Source organism: Mesorhizobium sp. P160219, assembly GCF_057786095.1.
Map to the genome: position 1 here is coordinate 1,652,903 of NZ_JBYNWG010000001.1, position 20,579 is coordinate 1,673,481.

A 20,579-nucleotide genomic window follows, 5' to 3' on the forward strand; every position below is an offset into this window, starting at 1 on the left:
TCAAGGGGAGATTACGTCTCAAAGCGCCTTCACCGCCACCTTCACCGGCTGCTCGATCTCCAGCGGGTTGCGCAGCGGCAGGCCGAAATCCCCGGCCTCGATCTCGAACACGTCGCCGGCCTGAGTCTTGATGCCGTCGGCAAAGGACAGCGTCGCCGTGCCGAACATGTGCACATGCACGTCGCCCGGCTGGCGGAAGGCCGAATATTTGAAGTGATGATGTTCGAGATTGGCGATTGTGTGCGACATGTTCGCTTCGCCCGACAGGAACGGCTTTTCCCACAGCAAATTGCTGTCGCGATAGATTCGCGATGAGCCCCTGACGTCGGCCGGCAGGTCGCCGATCAGGATTTCCGGCCCGAACGAGGCGTTGCGCAGTTTGGAATGTGCCAGGAACAGATAGTTCACCCGCTCGGTAACATGATCGGAAAACTCGTTCGACAGCGTGAAGCCGACGCGGAACGGCGCGCCGTCGTCGCCGATGACATAGATGCCGGCGATTTCCGGCTCCTCGCCGGCGTCCTGCGCAAAGGCCGGCGACATCAGTGCGGCGCCCGGCGCCACCGCCATGGTGCCGTTGCCCTTGTAGAACCATTCCGGCTGCACGCCGGTCTGGCCCTTGGCCGGCTTGCCGCCTTCGAGCCCCATGCGGAACATCTTCATGGAATCGGTAAGCTGCTCCTCGCCGCCATCGCTGAGCTTCTTGTGCATGGAATCGCGCGTCGCCGCCGAGCCGAGATGGGTCAGGCCGGTGCCGGTCAGATGCAGATGCGCAGGATCGGGATGGTTGATCGGCGACACCAGCCGGCCCTTCTTGTAGACGGCGTCGAGGTCTATCGCTTCACCGAACCCCTTGCGCTCGATCAGCGCGGCGAGGCCCGTTCCGGTGCGCGCGGCTTCCATGGCCAGCGAATAGACGCTGCGGGCGCCGTTGATGATCCTGGTCTTGCCGCCGCCATTGCGGGCGACGACGCGGATGGTCTCGGCGTCGTCGAGGATCTGGGAGATCAGCATGATGAAATCCTCTCTCATGTGCCTTGGCCGGGTTGCCCCTTGGCAAACCTTGACCTGCGCGGCTCGGACCTCGCCGCGCCACGGGTTGAACTCTTCGTCCGGATTGCGCTCGCGAGCTCCATCCCTCGGGGGACTTCTTATGCCGACAACTTGCCGGCTGCGCCGCGACCGTATGCCTCCTGCTTGCCTCGCCTGAAGCTTGTCAGGCCTTGTTCTTGTTGTAGACGTCGAAGATCACGGCGCCGAGCAGCACCAGGCCTTTGACCACCTGCTGCCAGTCGACATTGACGCCCATGATCGACATGCCGTTGTTCATCACGCCCATGATGAAGCCGCCGACGACCGCCCCGATGACCTGGCCGACGCCGCCCATCGCCGAGGCGCCGCCGATGAACACGGCGGCGATGACGTCGAGCTCCGAGCCGAGACCCGCCGCCGGGACCGCCTGGCCCAGACGAGCCGCGATGATCAGGCCGCCAAGCGCCGACAGCACGCCCATATTGATGAACACCATCAGCGTCAGCCGCTCGGTGTTGATGCCCGACAGCTGCGCCGCCTTGGGATTGCCGCCCATGGCGTAGATGCGCCTCCCGATGGTCATGCGCTTGGTGACGAAGACGAACAGCGTGATCAGCACGCCCATGACCAGCAGCACCACGGGCAGGCCGCGGTAGCTGGCAAACTCATAGACCAGGAACAGCGCCAGCGCGCTGGCGACCAGCGTCTTGACGACGAACAGGGTGAAGGGCTCGGCCTCATAACCATGGCGTTCTCGTTTGCGCCGGGTGCGGACCCCGAAATAGGCATAGGCGAGCACGGCGATCAGCCCCAGCACGACCGTCGTCATGTGCAGGGTCACGCCGCTGCCCATGATGGTCTTGCCGGCTGCGTTCACGACCGGCGGGACGAGCGTCAGTGGGCCGATCACATCCGGGATGAAGCCGGAGCTGAGCATCTTGAAGTCGTCGGGAAGCGGACCCACCGACGAGCCGCCGCCAAGCAACGCCTGGCAAATGCCGCGGAAGATCAGCATGCCGGCCAGCGTGACAATGAAGCTCGGTATCCGGTGATAGGCGATCCAATACCCTTGCGCGGCGCCGATCAGGCCACCCGCGACCAGGCAGACGATCGAAACCACCAGGGGATTGCTCAGCGGTCCGAGTTGCCAGATGACCATCATGTTTGCCGCCAGCGCGCCAATGAAACCGGCGACCGATCCGACGCTGAGGTCGATATAGCCCGATACGATCACCAGCAGCATGCCCAGCGCCATCACGATGATGAAGGAGTTCTGCTGCACCAGATTGCTGAGGTTGACCGGCTTGAACAACGTCCCCGACGTGGTGAACTGGAAGAACAGCATGATGACGATCAGGGCTATGATCAGTCCGTATTCGCGTAAATTCGTCGCCAGCGCCGAGACGGCGATGCGCGGGCGCTGTTCGTCGGCGACGTTGCCCTGCGGGGCGGGGGCGCTTTCGGTGCTCATGCTGCTTTTCCTTCTCCCCGGACGATGGCGCGCATTATCTTTTCCTGGCTTGCTTCCGCCGCCGGCATTTCGCCCACCATGCGCCCTTCGTTCATGACGTAGATGCGGTCGGTAATCCCCAGCAATTCCGGCATTTCCGACGAGATGACCACGATCGCCTTACCCTCCGAGGCAAGGCGCGCGATGATCGTGTAGATTTCATACTTGGCGCCGACATCGATGCCGCGTGTCGGCTCGTCGAGGATCAGCACGTCAGGGTCGGCAAACAACCATTTCGACAGCACCACCTTCTGCTGGTTGCCGCCGGAAAGATTGCCGGTCATCTGATAGACGCTGGACGCTCGGATATTGGTCTTCTTGCGATAGTCGTTGGCGACCGCAAGTTCGCGCATGTCGTCGATCACGCTGTGGCGCGACACGCCGTCGAGATTGGCCAGCGTAATGTTATGCTTGATATGGTCGATGAGGTTGAGGCCGTAGGTCTTGCGGTCCTCGGTGACATAGGCGATGCCGTGTTGGACCGCCTTGCTTACCGATGAGACATCGACCGGCTTGCCCTTGAGCAGCACTTCGCCGGTGATGCGGCGGCCATAGGAGCGGCCGAACAGGCTCATGGCGAATTCGGTGCGGCCGGCGCCCATCAGCCCGGCGATGCCGACCACCTCGCCCTTGCGCACATTGATGTCGATGCCCTTGATCACCTGCCGCTCGGCATGGAGCGGGTGATAGACCGACCAGTTCTTCACCTCGAATACGACTTCGCCGATCTTGGGCTCGCGCGGCGGATAGCGGTCGTCTAGCGAACGGCCGACCATCGAGGTGATGATGCGGTCTTCGGAGATATCCTTCTTGGCCAGCGTCTCGATGGTGCGCCCGTCACGGATGACGGTTACCTTGTCGGCGACCCGGTTGATCTCGTTGAGCTTGTGCGAGATCAGGATCGAGGTCATGCCTTGCCGCTTGAATTCGAGCAGAAGATCGAGCAGCGCCTGGCTGTCTCTCTCGCTGAGCGACGCGGTCGGCTCATCGAGGATTAAAAGCTTGACGTCCTTGCTCAGCGCCTTGGCGATCTCGACCAGCTGCTGCTTGCCGACGCCGATATTGGTGATCAGTGTCTTGGGGTCCTCCTTGAGGCCCACCTTCTTCAACAGGGCAGCGGTGCGCGCCTCGTTGGCATCCCAGTCGATGACGCCGTATCGGGCGTTTTCGTTGCCGAGGAAGATATTTTCGGTGATCGACAGCATCGGCACCAGCGCTAGCTCCTGGTGGATGATGACGATGCCCTTGTGTTCGCTGTCATGGATACCTTTGAACTGGCATTCCTGACCCTGAAAAATGATCTGGCCGTCATAGGTGCCGGCGGGATAGACGCCCGACAGAACCTTCATCAGCGTCGACTTGCCGGCGCCGTTCTCGCCAACCACGGCGTGGATCTCGCCTTCTTCGACGCTGAGGTTGACGTTCGACAGCGCCTTCACGCCGGGGAACGTCTTGGTGATGTCGCGCATCTCCAAAATCGTCGTCATCAGGGCAAGCTCCTCCTGTTGCATGTCGCTCCAAAGTGCTTGCGGTTTGAGGCAACGACATGCACGCAAACTAAGTCCGGTAGAAACAATACCGGGGTCGCTTGTGAACGGAAAGGGGTCCTGCGTCGCGCAGGACCCCTGTCTTTATAAACGGATTACTTCAGTTCGTCGGCCTTGATGTAGCCGGAGTCGACGACCAGTGCCTGGTAGTTCGACTTGTCGACCTCATGCGGCGTCAAAAGGATCGAGGGGACGACCTTGACGTCGTTATTGTAGGTCTTTTCATCGAGGCCGTCCGGCTTGCCGCCCGAGAGCACCTTGTCGACGAGTTCGACGGTGGCCTTGGCCAGTTCGCGGGTGTCCTTGAACACGGTCGAGTATTGCTCGCCCGTGATGATCAGCTTGACCGAAGCGGTCTCGGCGTCCTGGCCGGTCACGATCGGCCACGGCTGGGCGTCGGTGCCGTAACCGACGGCGCGCAGCGAAGCGGTGATGCCGCGCGACAGGCCGTCATAGGGCGAAAGAACGCCATCGACGCGGCTGCCGTCCGAGTAGTTGGCCGACAGCAGGTTGTCCATGCGCGCCTGGGCGGTGGCGGCGAGCCAGCGCAGCGTGCCGACCTTGTCCATGCCGGTCTGGCCGGACTTGATCTTGATCGAGCCGTCATCGATCAGCGGCTGCAGCACCGAGATTGCGCCGTTGTAGAAGAAGAAGGCGTTGTTGTCGTCCGGCGAGCCGCCGAACAGTTCGACGTTCCACGGCTTGGTGTTCGGGAAGCGCTCCTTGAGGCCCTTGACCAGCGAGTTCGCCTGGATCACGCCGACGCCGAAATTGTCGAAGGTGGTGTAGTAATCGACATTGGCGGTCTTCTTGATCAGGCGGTCATAGGCGACGACGACGACGCCGGCGTCAGCGGCCTTCTGCAGCGCGTCCGACAGGGTCGTGCCGTCGATCGAAGCGATGATCAGCGCCTTCGGGCCCTTGGTGATTTCGTTTTCCAGCTGGCTGAGCTGGTTGGGGATGTCGTCCTGCGCGTACTGCAGGTCGACCGTGTAGCCGAGAGCTTCGAGCTGGGACTTGACGGCATCGCCGTCATTGATCCAGCGCTGCGAGGTCTTGGTCGGCATCAGCACGCCGACAAGACCCTTGTCGGCTGCGTGCGCCGAGTAGGTCATGGCAGCGATGCCAAGGGCCGCGACGGCGGCCAGTGTCTTGATGATTTTCACGTAAAACTCTCCCTGGTTGATGGACGCGACACCTCGGGGCTTCGCGGGCCGCGCAGTCGGGCGGATGCGCCAAAGCGCCGCCGCCGTCATAATCGATCTCCGGTATCCTCCCAATCGGCCCTCAGTCTTGATTTAAATCGATACGATTTTGCTCGTCATCGACCGTCAAGTCTTGAGGACGCGCGAAAGTGTGACCCTTTGCCATAACTGTCAAATGCGATCTTCGGTGGTTGCTATACCAAAACCGGTATATGACTAAACCGGGCTGGAACAGTGGCGGAAGCGGGAAAAGGCATGGCGGCTTTACGAGGTCCTCAGGGAATTTCAAGCGGTTACGATGAATTGCCGGGCGATGGCGAGACACTTCTGCGTAGCGGCTTGAGCCTGCGTCACATGCGCATGATCGCAGCACTCGACGATCACGGTCGGGTGAGTGCTGCCGCCCAGGTGATGAACATCTCGCAGCCGGCGGCCTCGCGCATGATTTCCGAGATGGAAGCGGTGCTCGAGGTGAAGCTCTGCGAAAGGCTGCCGCGCGGCATCACACTCACCCCTTACGGCAAGGCGCTGGCCCGGCGCGCGCGCTCGATCCTGCTCGAAATGCGCGAGGCCGACCGCGAAATATCGGAGCTCAAGGCCGGCAAGGGCGGCTCGGTGTTCCTTGGCGCGGTGACGGCGCCGGCGATCGAACTGGCGGTCCCGGCGATCCGCGAGATACGCCGCCTCTATCCGCGCATCGAGATTACCATGCAGGTCGAGACGTCGAATGTGCTGGCGCGCGAACTGATCGCCACGCGCCATGATTTCATCATCGCCCGTGTCCCCGAAGACCTCAATCCGCGCCTGTTCGAATCGCGCGTCATCGGCGTCGAGAAGGCCTGCCTGATCGTGCGCCGAGGCCACCCGCTGAGCAACGGCCATCCTCTAAACAATGGGAAGGCGGTGAGGCTGGAGGACACCGCCGCCTTCGACTGGGTGTTCCAGTCGGGCGGGTCGCCGCTGCGCCAGGCGATGGAGAGCAATTTCCTGAACCGCAACATCGCCCTGCCGGACCGCATCCTCAACACCTCGTCGCTGCTGCTCACACTGGTCATGGTGGCGCAGTCCGACGCCATCGCCCCGGTGTCGATCCAGGTGGCAAAATTCATCCAGAACCCCGACGGTCTCGCCGGCGCCATCGATGTCGTCCAGACCGAGTTCGACATCGAGGTCCGCCCCTACAGCCTGATCACGGTGAAGAACCGCGTGCTGTCGCCGGCAGCCAAGATGCTGCACGATTTTATCTTGCGGGAAGTGGGATAGGAACTGGAGCGGGTAGAGGGAATCGAACCCTCGCGTTCAGCTTGGGAAGCTGACAAGCTACCATTACATCATACCCGCGTCGGCCTCTCGATATCATGATGGGCGTGCTTCGGGCAATCGCCCTTGGACAGCTGTTCGGAAACGGCTGTTGGAAACCCGACCGATTGCGCCGTCCGCCCGCCTTGATGCGGGCGCAGCAAGTGCGTATTCGTGGGTTTGTACCCCGAATCCGGGCACACCAATCTGGAGGCAGGCCCCTTGTCCACAGTGACGCGCTTTCTCGGTGACTCGCCCGTCAGGGTGATCGTCAAGCTGCTGGTCGTGTCGTTCCTGGTCGGCCTGGTCATGAATGCGTTCGGCTGGACGCCGATGGACGTCTTCTACCGCATCCAGGGTTTCTTCATCGATCTTTGGAACCTCGGCTTCAACGCGGTCTATCGCTTCTTGGGCTATATCCTGCTCGGCGCCGCGATCGTCGTGCCGGTGTTCATCCTGCTCAGGCTCGCGAACTACCGGAAGTGAAGCGGACCACGATCCCGAAAAGTGGAAACCGGTTTTCGGAAAAGATTGTGCTCAAACCAAAGGCCACTCAGGCAAAGTCCGACGCCACCTCGAACAGGATGGCGTGGCGCGCCGCGAGCGCTGCGACATCGGTCGAATAGCCGCCGCCGATGACACCGCAGACCGGGATGCCCAGCGCGCGGAAATGACCGATCACCATGGCGTCGCGGGCACGCACGCCGTCATCGCTGAGCGATAGCCGGCCGAGCCGGTCCTCGGCATGCACGTCGACACCGGCATTGTAGAAGACGATGTCCCAGTGCGCCTTGGCCGAGAGCTCCGGCAGGAGGACACCCAGCCGTTCGAGATAGGCGCCATCGCCGGTGCCGTCCGGCAGGGCAACGTCGAGATCGGAGGCAATCTTGCGCACCGGATAATTGCGCTCGCCATGCATGGAAAAGGTGAACGCGCGTGGCTCGTCTTTCAGGATGTCCGCGGTGCCGTCGCCCTGATGCACATCGAGATCGACGATCAGGATGTTTTTCACCGCGTCTTCGGCTAGCAGCACCAGCGAAGCGACGGCAACATCGTTGAAGGTGCAGAAGCCCGCGCCTTGCGCGCGCCGCGCATGGTGGCTGCCGCCGGCGCTGTTGCAGGCAATGCCATCGATAAGCGCCAGTCGCGCCGCCAGCACCGTGCCGCCGGCGGCGAGTTGCGCCCTGAGCGAAACGCGCGGTCCCACGGGAAAGCCGATCTCGCGCTCGATCTTTTCAGGCACTGAACACGTGATGACCTGGTCGACATAATCAGCCGCATGGGCGAGCTTCAGCCAGGAGGCCGGCGCCGGCTCGGGCATCGACAGCGCCCCCGCATGGATCAGACCCCTGATATGCAAGGCCTGCATCAGCAGCGGATATTTGCTCATCGGAAAGCGATGATTGACGGCGAAGCCGGCATCGTAGTCGGGATGATGGACGATCTGCAGGGGCATGGCTAAAGCAATTCCAGGAAAAGTGTGCAGCGGTTTTCCCGGGAGAAGCGCGTAGCGCTTCCCCTTGGGAATTGCTTAAAACCAGTACTCGGATCCGGCGGGCTCGCGCCAGAAGAACATTTCGGTTGGCCGTCACGGCAAGAGTGATTGCGCGGTGGCCGGAAAATGGGGCACATCGGCTGTTCGATCAAGCCGCAATCAGCAAGGCAGCAGTCCCCTGGACACGGGTGCAATCCCAGCCGACGCGAGACCCTTCGCCGTCACCAACCGTTCGGTGCTCGCCATCGCCGTGCCGATGACGCTCGCCTATCTGACGACGCCGCTGCTCGGCATCGTCGACACGGCGGTGGTCGGGCAGTTCGGCGATGCCGCCCTGCTCGGCGGCCTGGCGGCCGGGGCGCTGGTCTTCGACGTGGTCTTCAGCACCTTCAATTTCCTGCGCTCCGGTACCACCGGCCTCGTCGCCCAGGCGTTTGGGCGCGGCGACGAACTGGAGGAGCAGGCGGTGTTCTGGCGCGCCGTGCTGATCGCGGTCGCCGCCGGCATCGTGCTTGTCGTCCTTGCGCCGCTGATTGCCATCGCCGGCCAGAAATTCATCGGCGGCGAAGCGCGCGTCGGCGAGGCGATGGGCGTCTATATCCACATCAGAATGCTCGCCGCCCCCTTCACGCTGATCAACTACGCCATCCTCGGCTATGTCCTTGGACGCGGCGAGGGCGGGCTTGGGCTGATGCTGCAGGCGGTGCTCAACGGCATCAACATCGTGCTTTGCATCCTGCTCGGCCTGAAGCTTGGCTGGGGCGTCGCCGGCGTGGCCTGGGCGACCGTCACCGGCGAATGTCTGGCCATGCTGCTGGGTCTCGCCATCGTTGTCTGGCGCTTCCGGGCCGCACCCCGCCTGCCGCGGCATCGCCTGCTCGACATGCCCGCTTTCCTGCGCATGCTGTCGCTCAACCGCGATATCATGATCCGCTCGTTCTCGCTGCTCGCCGCTTTCGCGCTGTTCACCCGCCAGGGCGCGCAGTTCGGCACGCTGACGCTGGCCGCCAATGCCGTGCTGATGAACTTCTTCCTCGTCGCCGGCTATTTTCTCGACGGTTTCGCCACCGCGGCCGAACAGTTGGCGGGACGCGCGATCGGCGCACGTGCCGAGACGGCGTTCCGCCGGGCGGTACGTCTGACCTTATTCTGGGGGTTCGGCCTCGCCGGAACCGCCACGCTGATCTTCTGGCTCGGCGGCGCCGGCCTGATTTCGTTGATCACCACGTCGCCGGATGTTCGTGCTGTTGCCGACATCTATCTGCCGTGGGCGGCACTGACACCGCTGAGCGGCGTGCTGGCCTTCCAGATGGACGGCGTCTTCATCGGCGCTACCTGGTCGCGCGACATGCGCAACATGATGCTGGTGTCGTTCCTGGCCTTCAGCGCCGCATTGTTCAGCTTGGCGCCGTCTCTCGGCAATCACGGCCTGTGGGCGGCGCTGCACGTTTTCCTGCTGGTGCGCGGCTTCAGCCTGCTGGCCATCCTGCGGCTCCGGTTGCGCACGGCGTTTTAGAGCGGCCTGGCAGCCCACTGATCGAGCCGGCTGTCGCGCAGTTCGCGCAATGATTTCAGCCGCTCCTTGTCGGCAAATCGCACCATCCCGGCAAGGATGCGCCCCGGCAGCGCCGGCCCGGCATAGATCATGCCGGTGTAGAGCTGGACGAGATCGGCGCCGGCGCGGATTTTCTCCAGCGCGTTCTCGGCCGAATCGACGCCGCCGACGCCGATAATGGCGCGCTCCGGCCCGAGCAATTTGCGCATCTTGGCCAGCACGATGGTCGAACGCTCGAACAGCGGTTTGCCGGAGAGCCCGCCGGTCTCGCTGGTGGCGCTACGCAATCCGGTTCGCGCCAGCGTCGTGTTGGAGACGATGACGCCGTCAATCTGCTTCTCGCTGACTTCGGCGGCGATGTCTTCAAGCTCGGCCTCGACCAGATCGGGCGCGATCTTGAGGAAGAGGGGCGGCTGCGCCGAAGCTGCTGCACGCACCGACATGACCCGAGACAACAGTTCGCCGAGCTGTTCGCGCGCCTGCATGGTGCGCAGGCCGGGCGTGTTGGGCGACGAGATGTTGACGGTGAGATAGCTGGCGTATTTCGCAAAACGGGAAACGCCCAACTCATAGTCACGGACACGATCGGCGCTGTCCTTGTTGGCGCCGATGTTGACGCCGACAATGCCGCCGCGTCCCTGGCGCGCGGCAAGGCGTTTTTCCGCCGCCTCGTGGCCCTCATTGTTGAAGCCCAGGCGGTTGATCACCGCATCATCCTCAGTCAGCCGGAAAATGCGCGGCTTCGGATTGCCGGCCTGCGGCAGCGGCGTCACGGTGCCGACTTCGGCAAAGCCGAAGCCGAGGCCAAGCAGCGCGTCGGGCACCTCGGCGTTCTTGTCGTAGCCTGCGGCCATGCCGAGCGGATTGGGGAAGGCGATGCCACAGAGGCTGAGCTTCAACCTGTCGTCGCGCACCGTCCGCGCGCCGACCGGCAGACCGCATCGCAGCGCCGCGATCGACATGCCATGCGCCGTTTCCGGATCGAAGGTGAACAGCAGTTTCTGGCCGATGCGATCGAACACGATCATTCGGCCTCCAGCGCCGGGAATTGATGGGCGCCGTCGGCCCCGAGCGGCAGTGGCCGCACCCACAGCACGGCGCTCATATCGAGCACGCCATAGAGATGCGGGAACAGCGCGCCGCCCCGTGAGACCTCGTATTTCAGCGCGTCACCGAGCAGCGCCCCGTCGATGGCGATCAGCAGCAAATCCATCTGGCCGGCGAAATGCTTCGCCGCCGTCTCCCTGACCTGATCAGCGGTGGAGAAATGGATGAAGCCGTCGGCGATATCGATCGGAGCGCCGGTGAAACGGCCGTTTTTCTCGGCCTCGCGCCAAAGCGCTTCGGGCGCGATCTTGTAGATAATCTGAGACATGGTTGCGCTATAATCCGAACCGATCATGCGGGGAAGGGCAACTCGTCCGCATTTACGGCGCAAAGCTGTGATAGGTTGCGCATACTGGCTCGTGGAGGATGGAACATGCGTCTGCAGCACATACTGATCCCCGCCGCACTGGTCTCGCTGGTTGCGGCATCGGCCTGGTCCGAAGAGACCGACCGCTACCGGCTGGAAAAATCGGCCAACGGCTATGTCCGCAAGGACACCCGGACCGGCGCCATGTCGATCTGCGAGGAGCGCTCCGGCCAGCTCGTCTGCAAGATCGCGGCCGACGAACGCGCTGCCTTCCAGGACGAGGTCGATCGTTTGCAGTCCTCGATGAAGGCCATGGACGAACGCGTCACCAGGTTGGAGAATTCGCTGTCGGCCCGTCTCGAATCGAAATTGCCGAGCGAAGAGGATTTCGACAAGACGATGAGCTATATGGAGCGCATGCTGCGCGGCTTCATGGGCATCGTCAAGGAGATGGACAAGGATAATGGCGACGGCGCCAAACTCAACTCGCAAAAGACCTGAACCGCCCGGCGGGGAAATGCCCCGTCCGGCCATTGCCGCTTGAAACAAAGCGCTTCGCCGCATAATCGTCCGGTCCCGTAAAAGCCGATAATCGATAAGGGATTTGGGAGGAAGATTTGCCGTCGGGTTACACCTTCGTCATTGCCGACGACCATCCGCTGTTCCGCGGCGCCTTGAAAGAGGCGCTTGCCGGCGTCGGCGATGTCGCCGCCATTCACGAGGCCGGCGATTTCGAAAGCGCCAAGGCCCTGGTCGTGGCCAATGAGGATGTCGACCTGGTGCTGCTCGACCTGTCGATGCCGGGCGCCAGCGGCCTGTCCGGTCTGATCGCGTTGCGCGGCATCCACCCGGCGGTGCCGCTGGTGGTGGTATCGGCCCACGACGACCGGGTGACCATCCGGCGCGCGCTCGATCTCGGCGCATCCGGCTTCATCTCCAAATCGGCCAGCATGGAGGAAATCCGCAGCGCTGTGCAATCGGTGCTGGTAGGCGATATCGCAGCCCCCGTCGGCATCGACCTCGGCGTCGAGCGCGACCCGGAAATATCCGACCTGATCAAGCGGCTGCAGGCGCTGACACCGCAGCAGACGCGTGTCCTCGGCATGCTGGCCGAAGGCCTGCTCAACAAGCAGATCGCCTACGAGCTCAGCGTCTCCGAAGCGACGGTCAAGGCGCATGTTTCGGCCATCCTGCAGAAGCTCGGCGTCGACAGCCGCACCCAGGCGGTGATCCAGCTGTCCAAGATCGGCAGCGATCCGTTGCAGCCAGCAGGCTAAAGCGCATCGCGCTGAACGGATTCATGCGACCCGCTTTAGCTCTTGTTCGATGCATGTCGTGGTCCCAGAACCGGGGCACACTTCTGGGCGACATGCATTGAACCCTACTCGGCCGCCGATGCCAGCGGCCTGACCCTTGCCATCATGGAACGCAGCACGGCCGGCTTCAGCGGCTTGTTGATCACCGGCACGTCCAGGGCGGCGGCAGCGGCACGGACCTCGGTGGAGCGGTCGGCGGTGACCAGCACGGCCGGCAGGTCCGAACCATGGATGTCACGCAGGCGGGCGATGATGTCGAGGCCGCTTCTGCCATCGAGATGATAGTCGGCAAGCACGATGTCGGGACGATCGGCCCTGCCAAAATCCTCCGAACCCGAAAACGTGCCGATGCTGCAGCCCCAGCCCTCGAGCAGAAGCCGCATGCCGTCGAGGATGCGAGCGTCGTTGTCGATGCACATGACGCGCAGGCCGGCCAGCGAATTCGCGGTGCGGGCAGGCGCCTTCGGCTCGACCTCGCGCCGCGGCGCCTCAACCGCCGCAACCGGCAGGATAACGGAAAAGCGCGTACCCTTGCCCGGGTTGGAAAAGATCTGGATCTCGAGCCGCAGCACCCGCGCGATGCGGTCGACGATGGACAGGCCAAGGCCGAGACCTTCGGCCTCGCGCACGCCTTCGTCCAGCCGGGTGAACTCGTTGAAGACCGTGTTCAGCTTGTCGCCGGCAATGCCGATGCCAGTGTCGATCACCTGGATTTCGGCGAGTTCGCCGCGCCGTCGCACGCCGACCAGGATGCGGCCATGGGGGGTGTATTTGATGGCGTTGGAGACCAGATTCTGGATCAGCCGGCGCAGCAGGTTGCGGTCCGTCAACACGCTGAGCGACGAGGCTATGATCGTCAGATCGAGTTTCTTTTCGGCGGCGAGCGGCTGAAAATCATTGCCGATCTGGCGCAGCAGCCCGTCCAGGCGGAAGGCGCTGTCGTCCGGCTTCATTGCGCCGGCGTCGAGGCGCGAAATGTCGAGCACGGCGCCCAGGATCGTCTCGACCGATTCGAGCGAGGATTCGATGTTGACGGCAGCCTTGCCCGCCGGCCCCTTGCCGGCTTTTTCGATCAGCGACGAGCAGTAGAGACGGGCGGCGTTCAAAGGCTGCAGGATGTCGTGGCCGGCGGCGGCGAGGAAGCGCGTCTTGCCCAGATTAGCCTCCTCGGCCAGCATCTGCGCCTGCGCCAGCTCCTCATTGACCCGGGTCAACTCCTCGTTGACTCTAGTCAGTTCGATGGTGCGCGTCTTGACCCGCTGCTCCAACGATTCATTGGCCCGCTTCAGCGCCAAATCCTGTTCGACGCGTCCTGATATGTCGGCATAGGTGGCGACGATTCCGCCGTCCGGCATCGGGTTTGAGCGCAGTTCGAGGATGCGGCCGCTGGTCTTCAACTCCATCTGCCACGGGCTGACGAAACTGGTCAGCCGGTTGAGCATCGCCACGCGCTGGTCGGCCGGAATATCGCCGCGCTCGGCGAGGTGGCGCAGGATGCGGTCGAGCGAGACGCCGACCTGGCCCATCTCGTCGGGCAGGTCGAACAGCGCGCGATATTGTCTGTTCCAGCAGATCAGACGAAAATCGCGGTCGAATACGGTGATGCCCTGCTCCATCTGGTCGAGCGCGATCTGCAGCAGGTCGCGATTGTGCTGCAGCGCTTCGGTGGCGTCGTCGAGCAGGCGAAAGGCGTCCTTGGACTCGCGGTCGTTGCGGCGAAACAGCAGCGACAGGATCAGCCGCGCCGAAGACGAGCCGACCGCGCTCGCCAGCAGCTGCTCGGAAAAGCGGATGACATCCATGCTGGCCTGCTCATTGCCGTGCAGCGAGACGCCATTGCTTTTCTCGAAGGATTGGAAGGAGCGCTCGGTGCGCTCGACGCCGAGGTAGCGCGAGATGGTGTCTTTCAGCACGTTGACGGTGATGGCGGTGCGGAAGCGGCGCAGGCTGGGCATCGGGCCGGATTCGCGCGGCACGAAGATCGACGCCTGGATCCGCTCCAGCGGCACTGACGCGCGCGACAGCGAGCCGAGCACGAAGAACAGCGTGTTGACCGACAGGCTCCAGAGCACGCCGTGGTTCAACGGTTCGGCGACGGTGCCGAACAGAGCCTGCGGCCGCAGCGCCTCGAAACCGAACAACCCCTGCACGACGATGTCCGCGTCGGCTGCCGAGAGCGACGGCAAAAGCAGCGTATAGCCCCAGACGAGGATGCCGGCGACCATGCCAAGGGCCGCGCCGCGGCCATTGGCGCCGCGCCAGATCAGCCCGCCGATCAGCGCCGGCGCGAATTGGGCGATTGCCGCGAACGACATCAGGCCGATCGACGACAGCCGCGCCGAGTTGGTGCTTTCGCGGTAGTAGAGGAAGGCGATGAACAATAGGATGAAGATGGCGCCGCGCCGCACGTTGAGGATCAGCGTCGACCAATCCTCATTCTCAGAGGTCGTGGTCTTGAGCAGGCGGCGCACGAACAGCGGGATGACGAGGTCGTTGGAGATCATGATCGACAGCGCCACGCTTTCGACGATCACCATGGCGGTCGCCGCCGACAGCCCACCGATGAAGGCGGCCATGGCGAGGAAGTCATGGCCGCCGAACAAGGGCAGCGCCAGCACATAGAGGTCACTGGTGGTTTTGGCGCCGACCAGCGCCAGGCCGGCGAAGGCGATCGGCAGCACGAACAGGTTTATCGCCACGAGATAGAGCGGAAACACCCAGGTCGCGGTGCGCAGTTCGGCCTCGCCGCGGTTCTCGACGATGGTGACGTAGAACTGGCGCGGCAGCATGATGATGGCAAAGCCGCTCAGGCAAGTCAGCACCAGCCAGGTGGCGAGCGAGGTGTTGTAGCCCATGGCTTGCCGCACCTGGCTGTTTTCGGCCAGCTTGTCGATCATGTCGCCCGGGCCACCGAAGATCAGGAAGGTGACCATCAGGCCGATCGCCAGGAAGGCGGCGAGCTTGACCACGGTTTCGACCGCCACCGCCAGCACCAGCCCGTCCTGGTGCTCGGTGGCGTCGGCATGGCGGGTGCCGAACAGCACCGCAAACAGCGCCAAGAGCATGGCCACCACCAGCGAGATGTCGCTGACGAAGGGATCGAAGGAGGGCGGCGATCCCGTATAATGCTCGACCATCAGGCCGACCGAACCGGAGATCGCCTTCAATTGCAGTGCGATATAGGGCACCGCGCCGATGGTGGCGATCAGCGTGGCGATCGCCGAGACGGCAAAGCTCTTGCCGTAGCGCGCGCCGAGGAAGTCGGCGATCGAGGTGATCTTCTCGCTCTTGGCCAGCCGCACGATGCGATTGAGCAGCGGAAAGCCGAACACGAACACCAGCACCGGCCCGGTGTAGATGCCCAAAAATTCGAGGCCGCGCTCGGACGACAGGCCGACCGAGCCGAAGAAGGTCCAGGAGGTGCAGTAGATGGCGAGGCTGAGCGCATAGATGAAGGGCCGGGCGCGGCCGGGTCCCAACGCCGTTGAACGCCGGTCGCCGAGGCTGGCGATGACGAACAGCAGCGTTACATAGGCGACCGCAATGATGACGATGAACCAGCCCTGCACGGCCCGAAAATCCTCCTCGGCCAGCTTTCACCCCGGCCTGCCCAGAGGCAATCACAGCTCTAAGGTCAAGTCCATCGCGGCTTTCGGCGCATGGCCGCGACGCCGCCCTGTCGAACCGTGACCTAAGGTAAGGAGAAAGCGGTGTTTTCCAGCTTTTGCTTCTGTTGCAACCGCAGGTTTTTGTTATGGTGCGCACGGGCCGACGCCGGAGGGACGGCGGCAGCGCGGTCCGTCATGACAAGGAGGGTCGAATGCTGAAAGAATTCCAGGAATTCATTTCCAAAGGAAATGTGATGGACCTTGCGGTCGGCGTCATCATCGGCGCGGCCTTCAGCAAGATCGTCGATTCTCTTGTCAATGACATCATCATGCCTTTCATCGGCGCACTTGGTGGCGTCGACTTTTCCAACTACTTCATAGGCCTCTCATCAACAGTGCATTCGACCAATCTTGCCGACGCGCGTAAGGAAGGCGCGGTGTTCGCCTACGGCAATTTTATCACCGTGGCGCTGAATTTCGTCATCCTGGCTTTCATCATCTTCCTGATGGTCAAGGCCGTGAACAACATGCGCAAGCGGCTCGAGCGGGAGAAGCCGGCCGCACCTGCGGCTCCGCCACCGGCCGACGTCGCTTTGCTCACCGAAATTCGCGATCTCCTCGCCAGGAAATAGACAAGGCCAGATTTCTGGACCAAAACCCCGGTCGTTCGCGGCCGGGGTTTTCTGTTGCCGCATCTGCTAAGAGCATCCGCCAATGCATGTCGCCCATAAGTGCGCAGCGGTTCTGGATAATGACATGCATCAAAGCAGACATCAAAACGGACCTGTCATGACCCTGATCGATAGCTTGCGCGCCGAAGCGGTGGCCGCCCCCGAAAGCGGCATTGTCGCCGTCGTCAATTACGGCCGTACGCGCGAGGGCATGATCCCGCTCTGGGCCGGTGAAGGCGATTTGCCGACGCCTGCCTTCATTTCGGAAGCCGCCGCCAAGGGGCTCGCCAATGGCGAGACCTTCTATACCTGGCAGAAAGGCATTCCGGAGCTGAGGCAAGCGCTTTCTCGCTACTATGCCAGGCATTTCGGCAAGAGCTTCGCCGAAGAGGAATTCATCGCCACCGGTTCCGGCATGCATGCCATTCAGTTGGCATTAGCCGCGGTCGCCGGCAGCGGCGACGAGGTGGTCTATCTCTCCCCGGCCTGGCCGAATTTCGCCGCCGCCGCCGGTATTTCCGGCGCTACCCCGGTTGCGGTCACGCTCGACCAGTCGGGCAATGGCTGGTCCTGCGATGTCGACAAGATTGCGGCTGCGGTGACGCCGCGCACCAAGGCGCTGTTCGTCAACACGCCATCGAACCCCACCGGCTGGACGGCCGATAAGGAAACGCTGCAGGCGATCCTGAATCTCGCCCGCCAAAAGGGTCTGTGGATCATCGCCGACGAGATCTATTCGCTGTTCCACTACGGCCACGGCCGTGCGCCGTCCTTCCTCGACATTTCGACCGCGGAAGACCGCATCCTGTTCGTCAACTCCTTTTCCAAGAACTGGGCGATGACCGGCTGGCGCGTCGGCTGGATCAAGACCCATCCCGAGCTGCAGCAGGTGTTCGAGAACCTGATCCAGTATTCGACCTCAGGCGTCGCCCAGTTCATGCAGCGCGGCGCCGTCGCGGCGCTGGACCACGGTGATGCCTTCATCGTCGAGCAGGTGGAGCGCGCCAGGAAAGCGCGCGACCTGGTCTGCGATATTCTCGGCGCAACCGGCAAAGCGCGCTTCACCGTGCCGCAAGGCGCGTTCTATTTGTTTTTCACGGTCGACGGCATCACCGATCCGCGCCGGGCTGCTTTCGACATCGTCGACAAGGCCAATGTCGGCCTGGCGCCGGGCACCGCCTTCGGCCCTGGCGGAGAGGCGTTTTTGCGCCTGTGCTTCCACCGCCGCCTCGACCAACTCGAGGAAGCGGCACACCGGCTGGCGGGATGGATGAGGACGGTTTGAGATAAATGGGCGGCGGCTTCAGCCGCCCGACTTCGGCACAAGCAGCGGCACAATCCGGTCGCTCTTGGCGACACTGGGCCGTCCGGCGGAGCCGTAGGGAATGCCCAGCGCATCCCATGTCTCGACCAGCGCGTCCTGCAGTCCCGCAATCAGGGTATCGGTATGGAACGGCGTCGGCGTGATGCGCAGCCGCTCGGTGCCGCGCGGCACGGTCGGATAGTTGATCGGCTGGATGTAGATGCCGTGCACGCCGAGCAGACGGTCGCTGGCCATCTTGCAGAGTTCGGGGTCACCGACCAGCACCGGCACGATGTGTGTCGGCGATTCCATCACCGGCAGGCCGGCTGCAGACAGAACCTCCTTGGTCCGCAACGCCTGGCGCTGTTGCGCATAGCGCTCGGCTTGCGACCGCTTGAGGTGGCGGATGGACGTGGTGGCGGCGGCGGCGATGGCCGGCGGCAGCGCCGTGGTGAAGATGAAGCCCGGAGCATAGGAGCGCACCGCGTCGATGACGGCGCTGTTGCCGGCGATATAGCCGCCCAGCGTGCCGAACGCCTTGGCCAGCGTGCCTTCGATGATGTCGATGCGGTCGGCCAGCCCCTCGCGCTCGGTGATGCCGCCGCCGCGCGGTCCGTACATGCCGACGGCATGGACCTCGTCAATATAGGTCATGGCGTTGTAGCGTTCGGCCAGTTCGACGATCTGCTTGATCGGCGCGATGTCGCCATCCATCGAATAGACGCTCTCGAACACGATCAGCTTGGCGCGTTCGCGGCCCGCCACCTGCAACAGGCTTTCGAGATGCGCGACGTCGTTGTGGCGGAAAATCTTCTTTTCGGCGCCCGAGCGCCGTACGCCTTCGATCATCGAGGCATGGTTGAGCTCGTCCGAAATGATCAGGCAATTGGGCAAAAGCCGCGCAATGGTCGAGATCGAGGCCTCGTTGGAGACGAAGCCGGAGGTGAAGACGAGCGCGGCTTCCTTGTCGTGCAGGTCGGCCAGTTCCAGCTCGAGTTCGACCAACGGGTTCGAGGTGCCGGAAATGTTGCGGGTGCCGCCGGCGCCCGAACCCATCTTGCCGGCCGCGTTCTGGAAAGCGGCGATGACATCGGGGTTCTGGCCCATGCCGAGATAGTCGTTGGAGCACCAGACGGTGATTTCCTCGGCGCGGCCGTTGGAACGCCAGATGGCGCGCGGAAACTTGCCGACAATGCGCTCGAGATCGGCGAAAACCCGGTAGCGCCGCTCGGCGTGGAGCTGGTCGATCGCTTCCTCGAAGAACCGCTGATAGTTCATGTCGCCTTCCCAGTTTTGCGCGGGATCATAATCGTTGGCCCATTCGTCGTCCACCGGGCCGTTTTGGTCAAAATGCCACGCCCCAAGCCTGTTCCTAACGATGCCAGATCGTGGCCTATTCCCTTGATGTGGATCAATTTTGTTTCCGTACGATGCCACAGGCCGGTGAGACTGTTACGGATTTAACATTCAGGCGTTTCTAATGGCCTTGCCGCAGGCTTTCCAGTAAGGCGGTGATTGAGACAGTTTCCGATAAATCATGAGTAAAAGAGGACGCGGATGACGGTTTTGGTAACGGGCGGCGCCGGCTATATCGGCAGCCACATGGTCTGGGAACTGCTGGATGCCGGCGAGAGCGTCGTCGTTCTCGACCGCCTTTCCACGGGCTTCGAATGGGCGGTAGCGCCGGAAGCCAAGCTTGTCGTCGGCGATGTCGCCGATAGGGAATTGGTCGGCCAGATCATCCGGGATAACAAGGTCGACGCGATCATCCACTTCGCCGGTTCCATCGTGGTGCCGGAATCGGTTGCCGATCCGCTCGCCTATTACGAGAACAACACCTCCAAGACCCGCACGCTGATCGAAACCGCCGTGCGCGAGGGCGTGCCGCATTTCATTTTCTCCTCGACCGCCGCCGTCTATGGCGGCGCCGGCCTGGAGCCGGTGCGCGAGGATGCCCGCCTGGCGCCGGAATCGCCCTACGGCCTGTCCAAGCTGATGAGCGAATGGATGCTGCGCGATGCAGCGCTTGCGCATCCCTTGCGCTACACGGCGCTTCGCTACTTCAACGTCGCCGGCGCCGATCCCAGGGGCCGGACGGGGCAGTCGACGCCTGGCGCCACGCATCTGATCAAGGTCGCCTGCGAGACCGCGCTCGGCAAACGCCCATTCATGCAGGTGTTCGGCACCGATTATCCGACGCCGGACGGCACCTGCATGCGCGATTATATCCATGTCAGCGACCTGGCCGCGGCCCACAGGCTGGCGCTGCAGCGCCTGCGCGCCGGCGGCGGCAGCCTCGTCGCCAATTGCGGCTACAGCCACGGCTATTCGGTGCTCGAGGTCATCGACAGCGTGCGGCGCGCCTTCGGCCGGGATTTCGAGGTCAAGATGGGCGACCGGCGCCCCGGCGACGCCGCCGCCGTGGTTGCCAATTCGGACCTTGCACGCGCCGAACTCGGCTGGACCCCGCAACGCGACGACCTCGACCAGATCGTCGCCGATGCACTCGCCTGGGAGCGTATCCTCACCGGCAAGAACTCCGCGCGGGGCTGAGCCGGGCACTTCCGAGGGCTCGCAAGGCGCGCGGCGAAGCGCTATTGAAGCAATGGCGGTGCGGCGTGGAG

Annotated in this window: 17 protein-coding genes and 1 tRNA gene; 8 read left to right on the plus strand and 10 right to left on the minus strand. The window is 63.2% G+C overall.

Translation table 11 applies throughout. The features are described from left to right. Nucleotides 1-18 precede the first annotated feature (18 nt). From araD1 to chvE, 4 genes are all read right to left on the minus strand, one after another. The gene (araD1, locus tag AC3EMP_RS08085; protein ID WP_023669636.1) at nt 19-1,014 is read right to left on the minus strand and encodes an AraD1 family protein; all 996 of its coding nucleotides are present in this window, start codon (nt 1,012-1,014) and stop codon (nt 19-21) included. A gap of 202 nt (nt 1,015-1,216) precedes the next feature. Further along, the gene (gene mmsB, locus AC3EMP_RS08090) at nt 1,217-2,503 is read right to left on the minus strand and encodes a multiple monosaccharide ABC transporter permease (protein WP_023669637.1); all 1,287 of its coding nucleotides are present in this window, start codon (nt 2,501-2,503) and stop codon (nt 1,217-1,219) included. Continuing rightward, nucleotides 2,500-4,032, minus strand: a complete 1,533-nt coding sequence (gene mmsA / locus AC3EMP_RS08095; protein ID WP_031195625.1) for a multiple monosaccharide ABC transporter ATP-binding protein — start codon at nt 4,030-4,032, stop codon at nt 2,500-2,502. Before mmsA ends, mmsB begins: the two co-directional genes overlap by 4 nt. Nucleotides 4,033-4,184: 152 nt before the next feature. Then, entirely contained in the window at nt 4,185-5,255 is a 1,071-nt protein-coding gene (chvE, locus tag AC3EMP_RS08100; RefSeq protein ID WP_023681943.1) for a multiple monosaccharide ABC transporter substrate-binding protein, read from the minus strand. A 294-nt stretch (nt 5,256-5,549) separates the two neighbouring features. Here chvE and AC3EMP_RS08105 point away from each other — a divergent pair, with 294 nt between their 5' ends. Further along, nucleotides 5,550-6,557: a LysR family transcriptional regulator gene (locus AC3EMP_RS08105; protein ID WP_023681942.1), complete on the plus strand. Its 1,008-nt coding sequence runs from the start codon at nt 5,550-5,552 to the stop codon at nt 6,555-6,557. 4 nt (nt 6,558-6,561) lie between these two features. On the opposite strand, the gene AC3EMP_RS08110 is transcribed toward AC3EMP_RS08105, so the two are convergent. Next, nucleotides 6,562-6,635, minus strand: a tRNA-Gly gene (locus AC3EMP_RS08110). Nucleotides 6,636-6,815: 180 nt separating this feature from the next. On the opposite strand from AC3EMP_RS08110, the gene AC3EMP_RS08115 reads away from it, so the two are divergent. After that, entirely contained in the window at nt 6,816-7,079 is a 264-nt protein-coding gene (locus tag AC3EMP_RS08115) for a DUF6460 domain-containing protein (protein WP_023696688.1), read from the plus strand. A 67-nt stretch (nt 7,080-7,146) separates the two neighbouring features. On the opposite strand, the gene AC3EMP_RS08120 is transcribed toward AC3EMP_RS08115, so the two are convergent. Continuing rightward, on the minus strand, nt 7,147-8,049 hold the full coding sequence (locus AC3EMP_RS08120; protein WP_023827396.1) for a histone deacetylase family protein: 903 nt from the start codon (nt 8,047-8,049) through the stop codon (nt 7,147-7,149). A gap of 217 nt (nt 8,050-8,266) precedes the next feature. Between AC3EMP_RS08120 and AC3EMP_RS08125 the strand changes: the two genes are divergently transcribed. Further along, nucleotides 8,267-9,604, plus strand: a complete 1,338-nt coding sequence (locus AC3EMP_RS08125) for an MATE family efflux transporter (protein WP_023696686.1) — start codon at nt 8,267-8,269, stop codon at nt 9,602-9,604. On the opposite strand, the gene AC3EMP_RS08130 is transcribed toward AC3EMP_RS08125, so the two are convergent. Together AC3EMP_RS08130 and AC3EMP_RS08135 are read right to left on the minus strand one after the other, a co-directional pair. After that, nucleotides 9,601-10,671 carry a quinone-dependent dihydroorotate dehydrogenase gene (locus AC3EMP_RS08130; protein ID WP_023711402.1) on the minus strand — a complete coding sequence of 357 codons (1,071 nt, stop codon included), beginning with the start codon at nt 10,669-10,671 and terminating at the stop codon, nt 9,601-9,603. The genes AC3EMP_RS08125 and AC3EMP_RS08130 overlap by 4 nt on opposite strands. Then, nucleotides 10,668-11,018 (minus strand): DUF952 domain-containing protein, encoded by a 351-nt coding sequence (locus tag AC3EMP_RS08135; RefSeq protein WP_023669645.1) that lies wholly within the window; start codon nt 11,016-11,018, stop codon nt 10,668-10,670. Before AC3EMP_RS08135 ends, AC3EMP_RS08130 begins: the two co-directional genes overlap by 4 nt. Before the next feature lie 105 nt (nt 11,019-11,123). On the opposite strand from AC3EMP_RS08135, the gene AC3EMP_RS08140 reads away from it, so the two are divergent. Then, entirely contained in the window at nt 11,124-11,558 is a 435-nt protein-coding gene (locus AC3EMP_RS08140; protein ID WP_352710387.1) for a hypothetical protein, read from the plus strand. Nucleotides 11,559-11,674: 116 nt separating this feature from the next. Beyond that, nucleotides 11,675-12,334 (plus strand): response regulator transcription factor, encoded by a 660-nt coding sequence (locus AC3EMP_RS08145; RefSeq protein ID WP_352710390.1) that lies wholly within the window; start codon nt 11,675-11,677, stop codon nt 12,332-12,334. Nucleotides 12,335-12,438: 104 nt separating this feature from the next. Here the strand turns inward: AC3EMP_RS08145 and AC3EMP_RS08150 are convergent, their stop codons facing one another. Then, nucleotides 12,439-15,942 carry a PAS domain-containing hybrid sensor histidine kinase/response regulator gene (locus AC3EMP_RS08150; RefSeq protein ID WP_023738224.1) on the minus strand — a complete coding sequence of 1,168 codons (3,504 nt, stop codon included), beginning with the start codon at nt 15,940-15,942 and terminating at the stop codon, nt 12,439-12,441. Nucleotides 15,943-16,193: 251 nt separating this feature from the next. Here AC3EMP_RS08150 and mscL point away from each other — a divergent pair, with 251 nt between their 5' ends. Both mscL and AC3EMP_RS08160 read left to right on the plus strand, forming a co-directional pair. Next, nucleotides 16,194-16,613: a large conductance mechanosensitive channel protein MscL gene (mscL, locus tag AC3EMP_RS08155; RefSeq protein WP_023681933.1), complete on the plus strand. Its 420-nt coding sequence runs from the start codon at nt 16,194-16,196 to the stop codon at nt 16,611-16,613. 157 nt (nt 16,614-16,770) lie between these two features. Further along, nucleotides 16,771-17,937 carry a pyridoxal phosphate-dependent aminotransferase gene (locus AC3EMP_RS08160; protein WP_023669650.1) on the plus strand — a complete coding sequence of 389 codons (1,167 nt, stop codon included), beginning with the start codon at nt 16,771-16,773 and terminating at the stop codon, nt 17,935-17,937. Nucleotides 17,938-17,955: 18 nt separating this feature from the next. On the opposite strand, the gene hemA is transcribed toward AC3EMP_RS08160, so the two are convergent. Next, nucleotides 17,956-19,233 (minus strand): 5-aminolevulinate synthase, encoded by a 1,278-nt coding sequence (gene hemA / locus AC3EMP_RS08165; RefSeq protein ID WP_352710395.1) that lies wholly within the window; start codon nt 19,231-19,233, stop codon nt 17,956-17,958. Nucleotides 19,234-19,512: 279 nt separating this feature from the next. Between hemA and galE the strand changes: the two genes are divergently transcribed. Further along, nucleotides 19,513-20,508 (plus strand): UDP-glucose 4-epimerase GalE, encoded by a 996-nt coding sequence (gene galE / locus AC3EMP_RS08170; protein WP_023669652.1) that lies wholly within the window; start codon nt 19,513-19,515, stop codon nt 20,506-20,508. Nucleotides 20,509-20,579 lie beyond the last annotated feature (71 nt).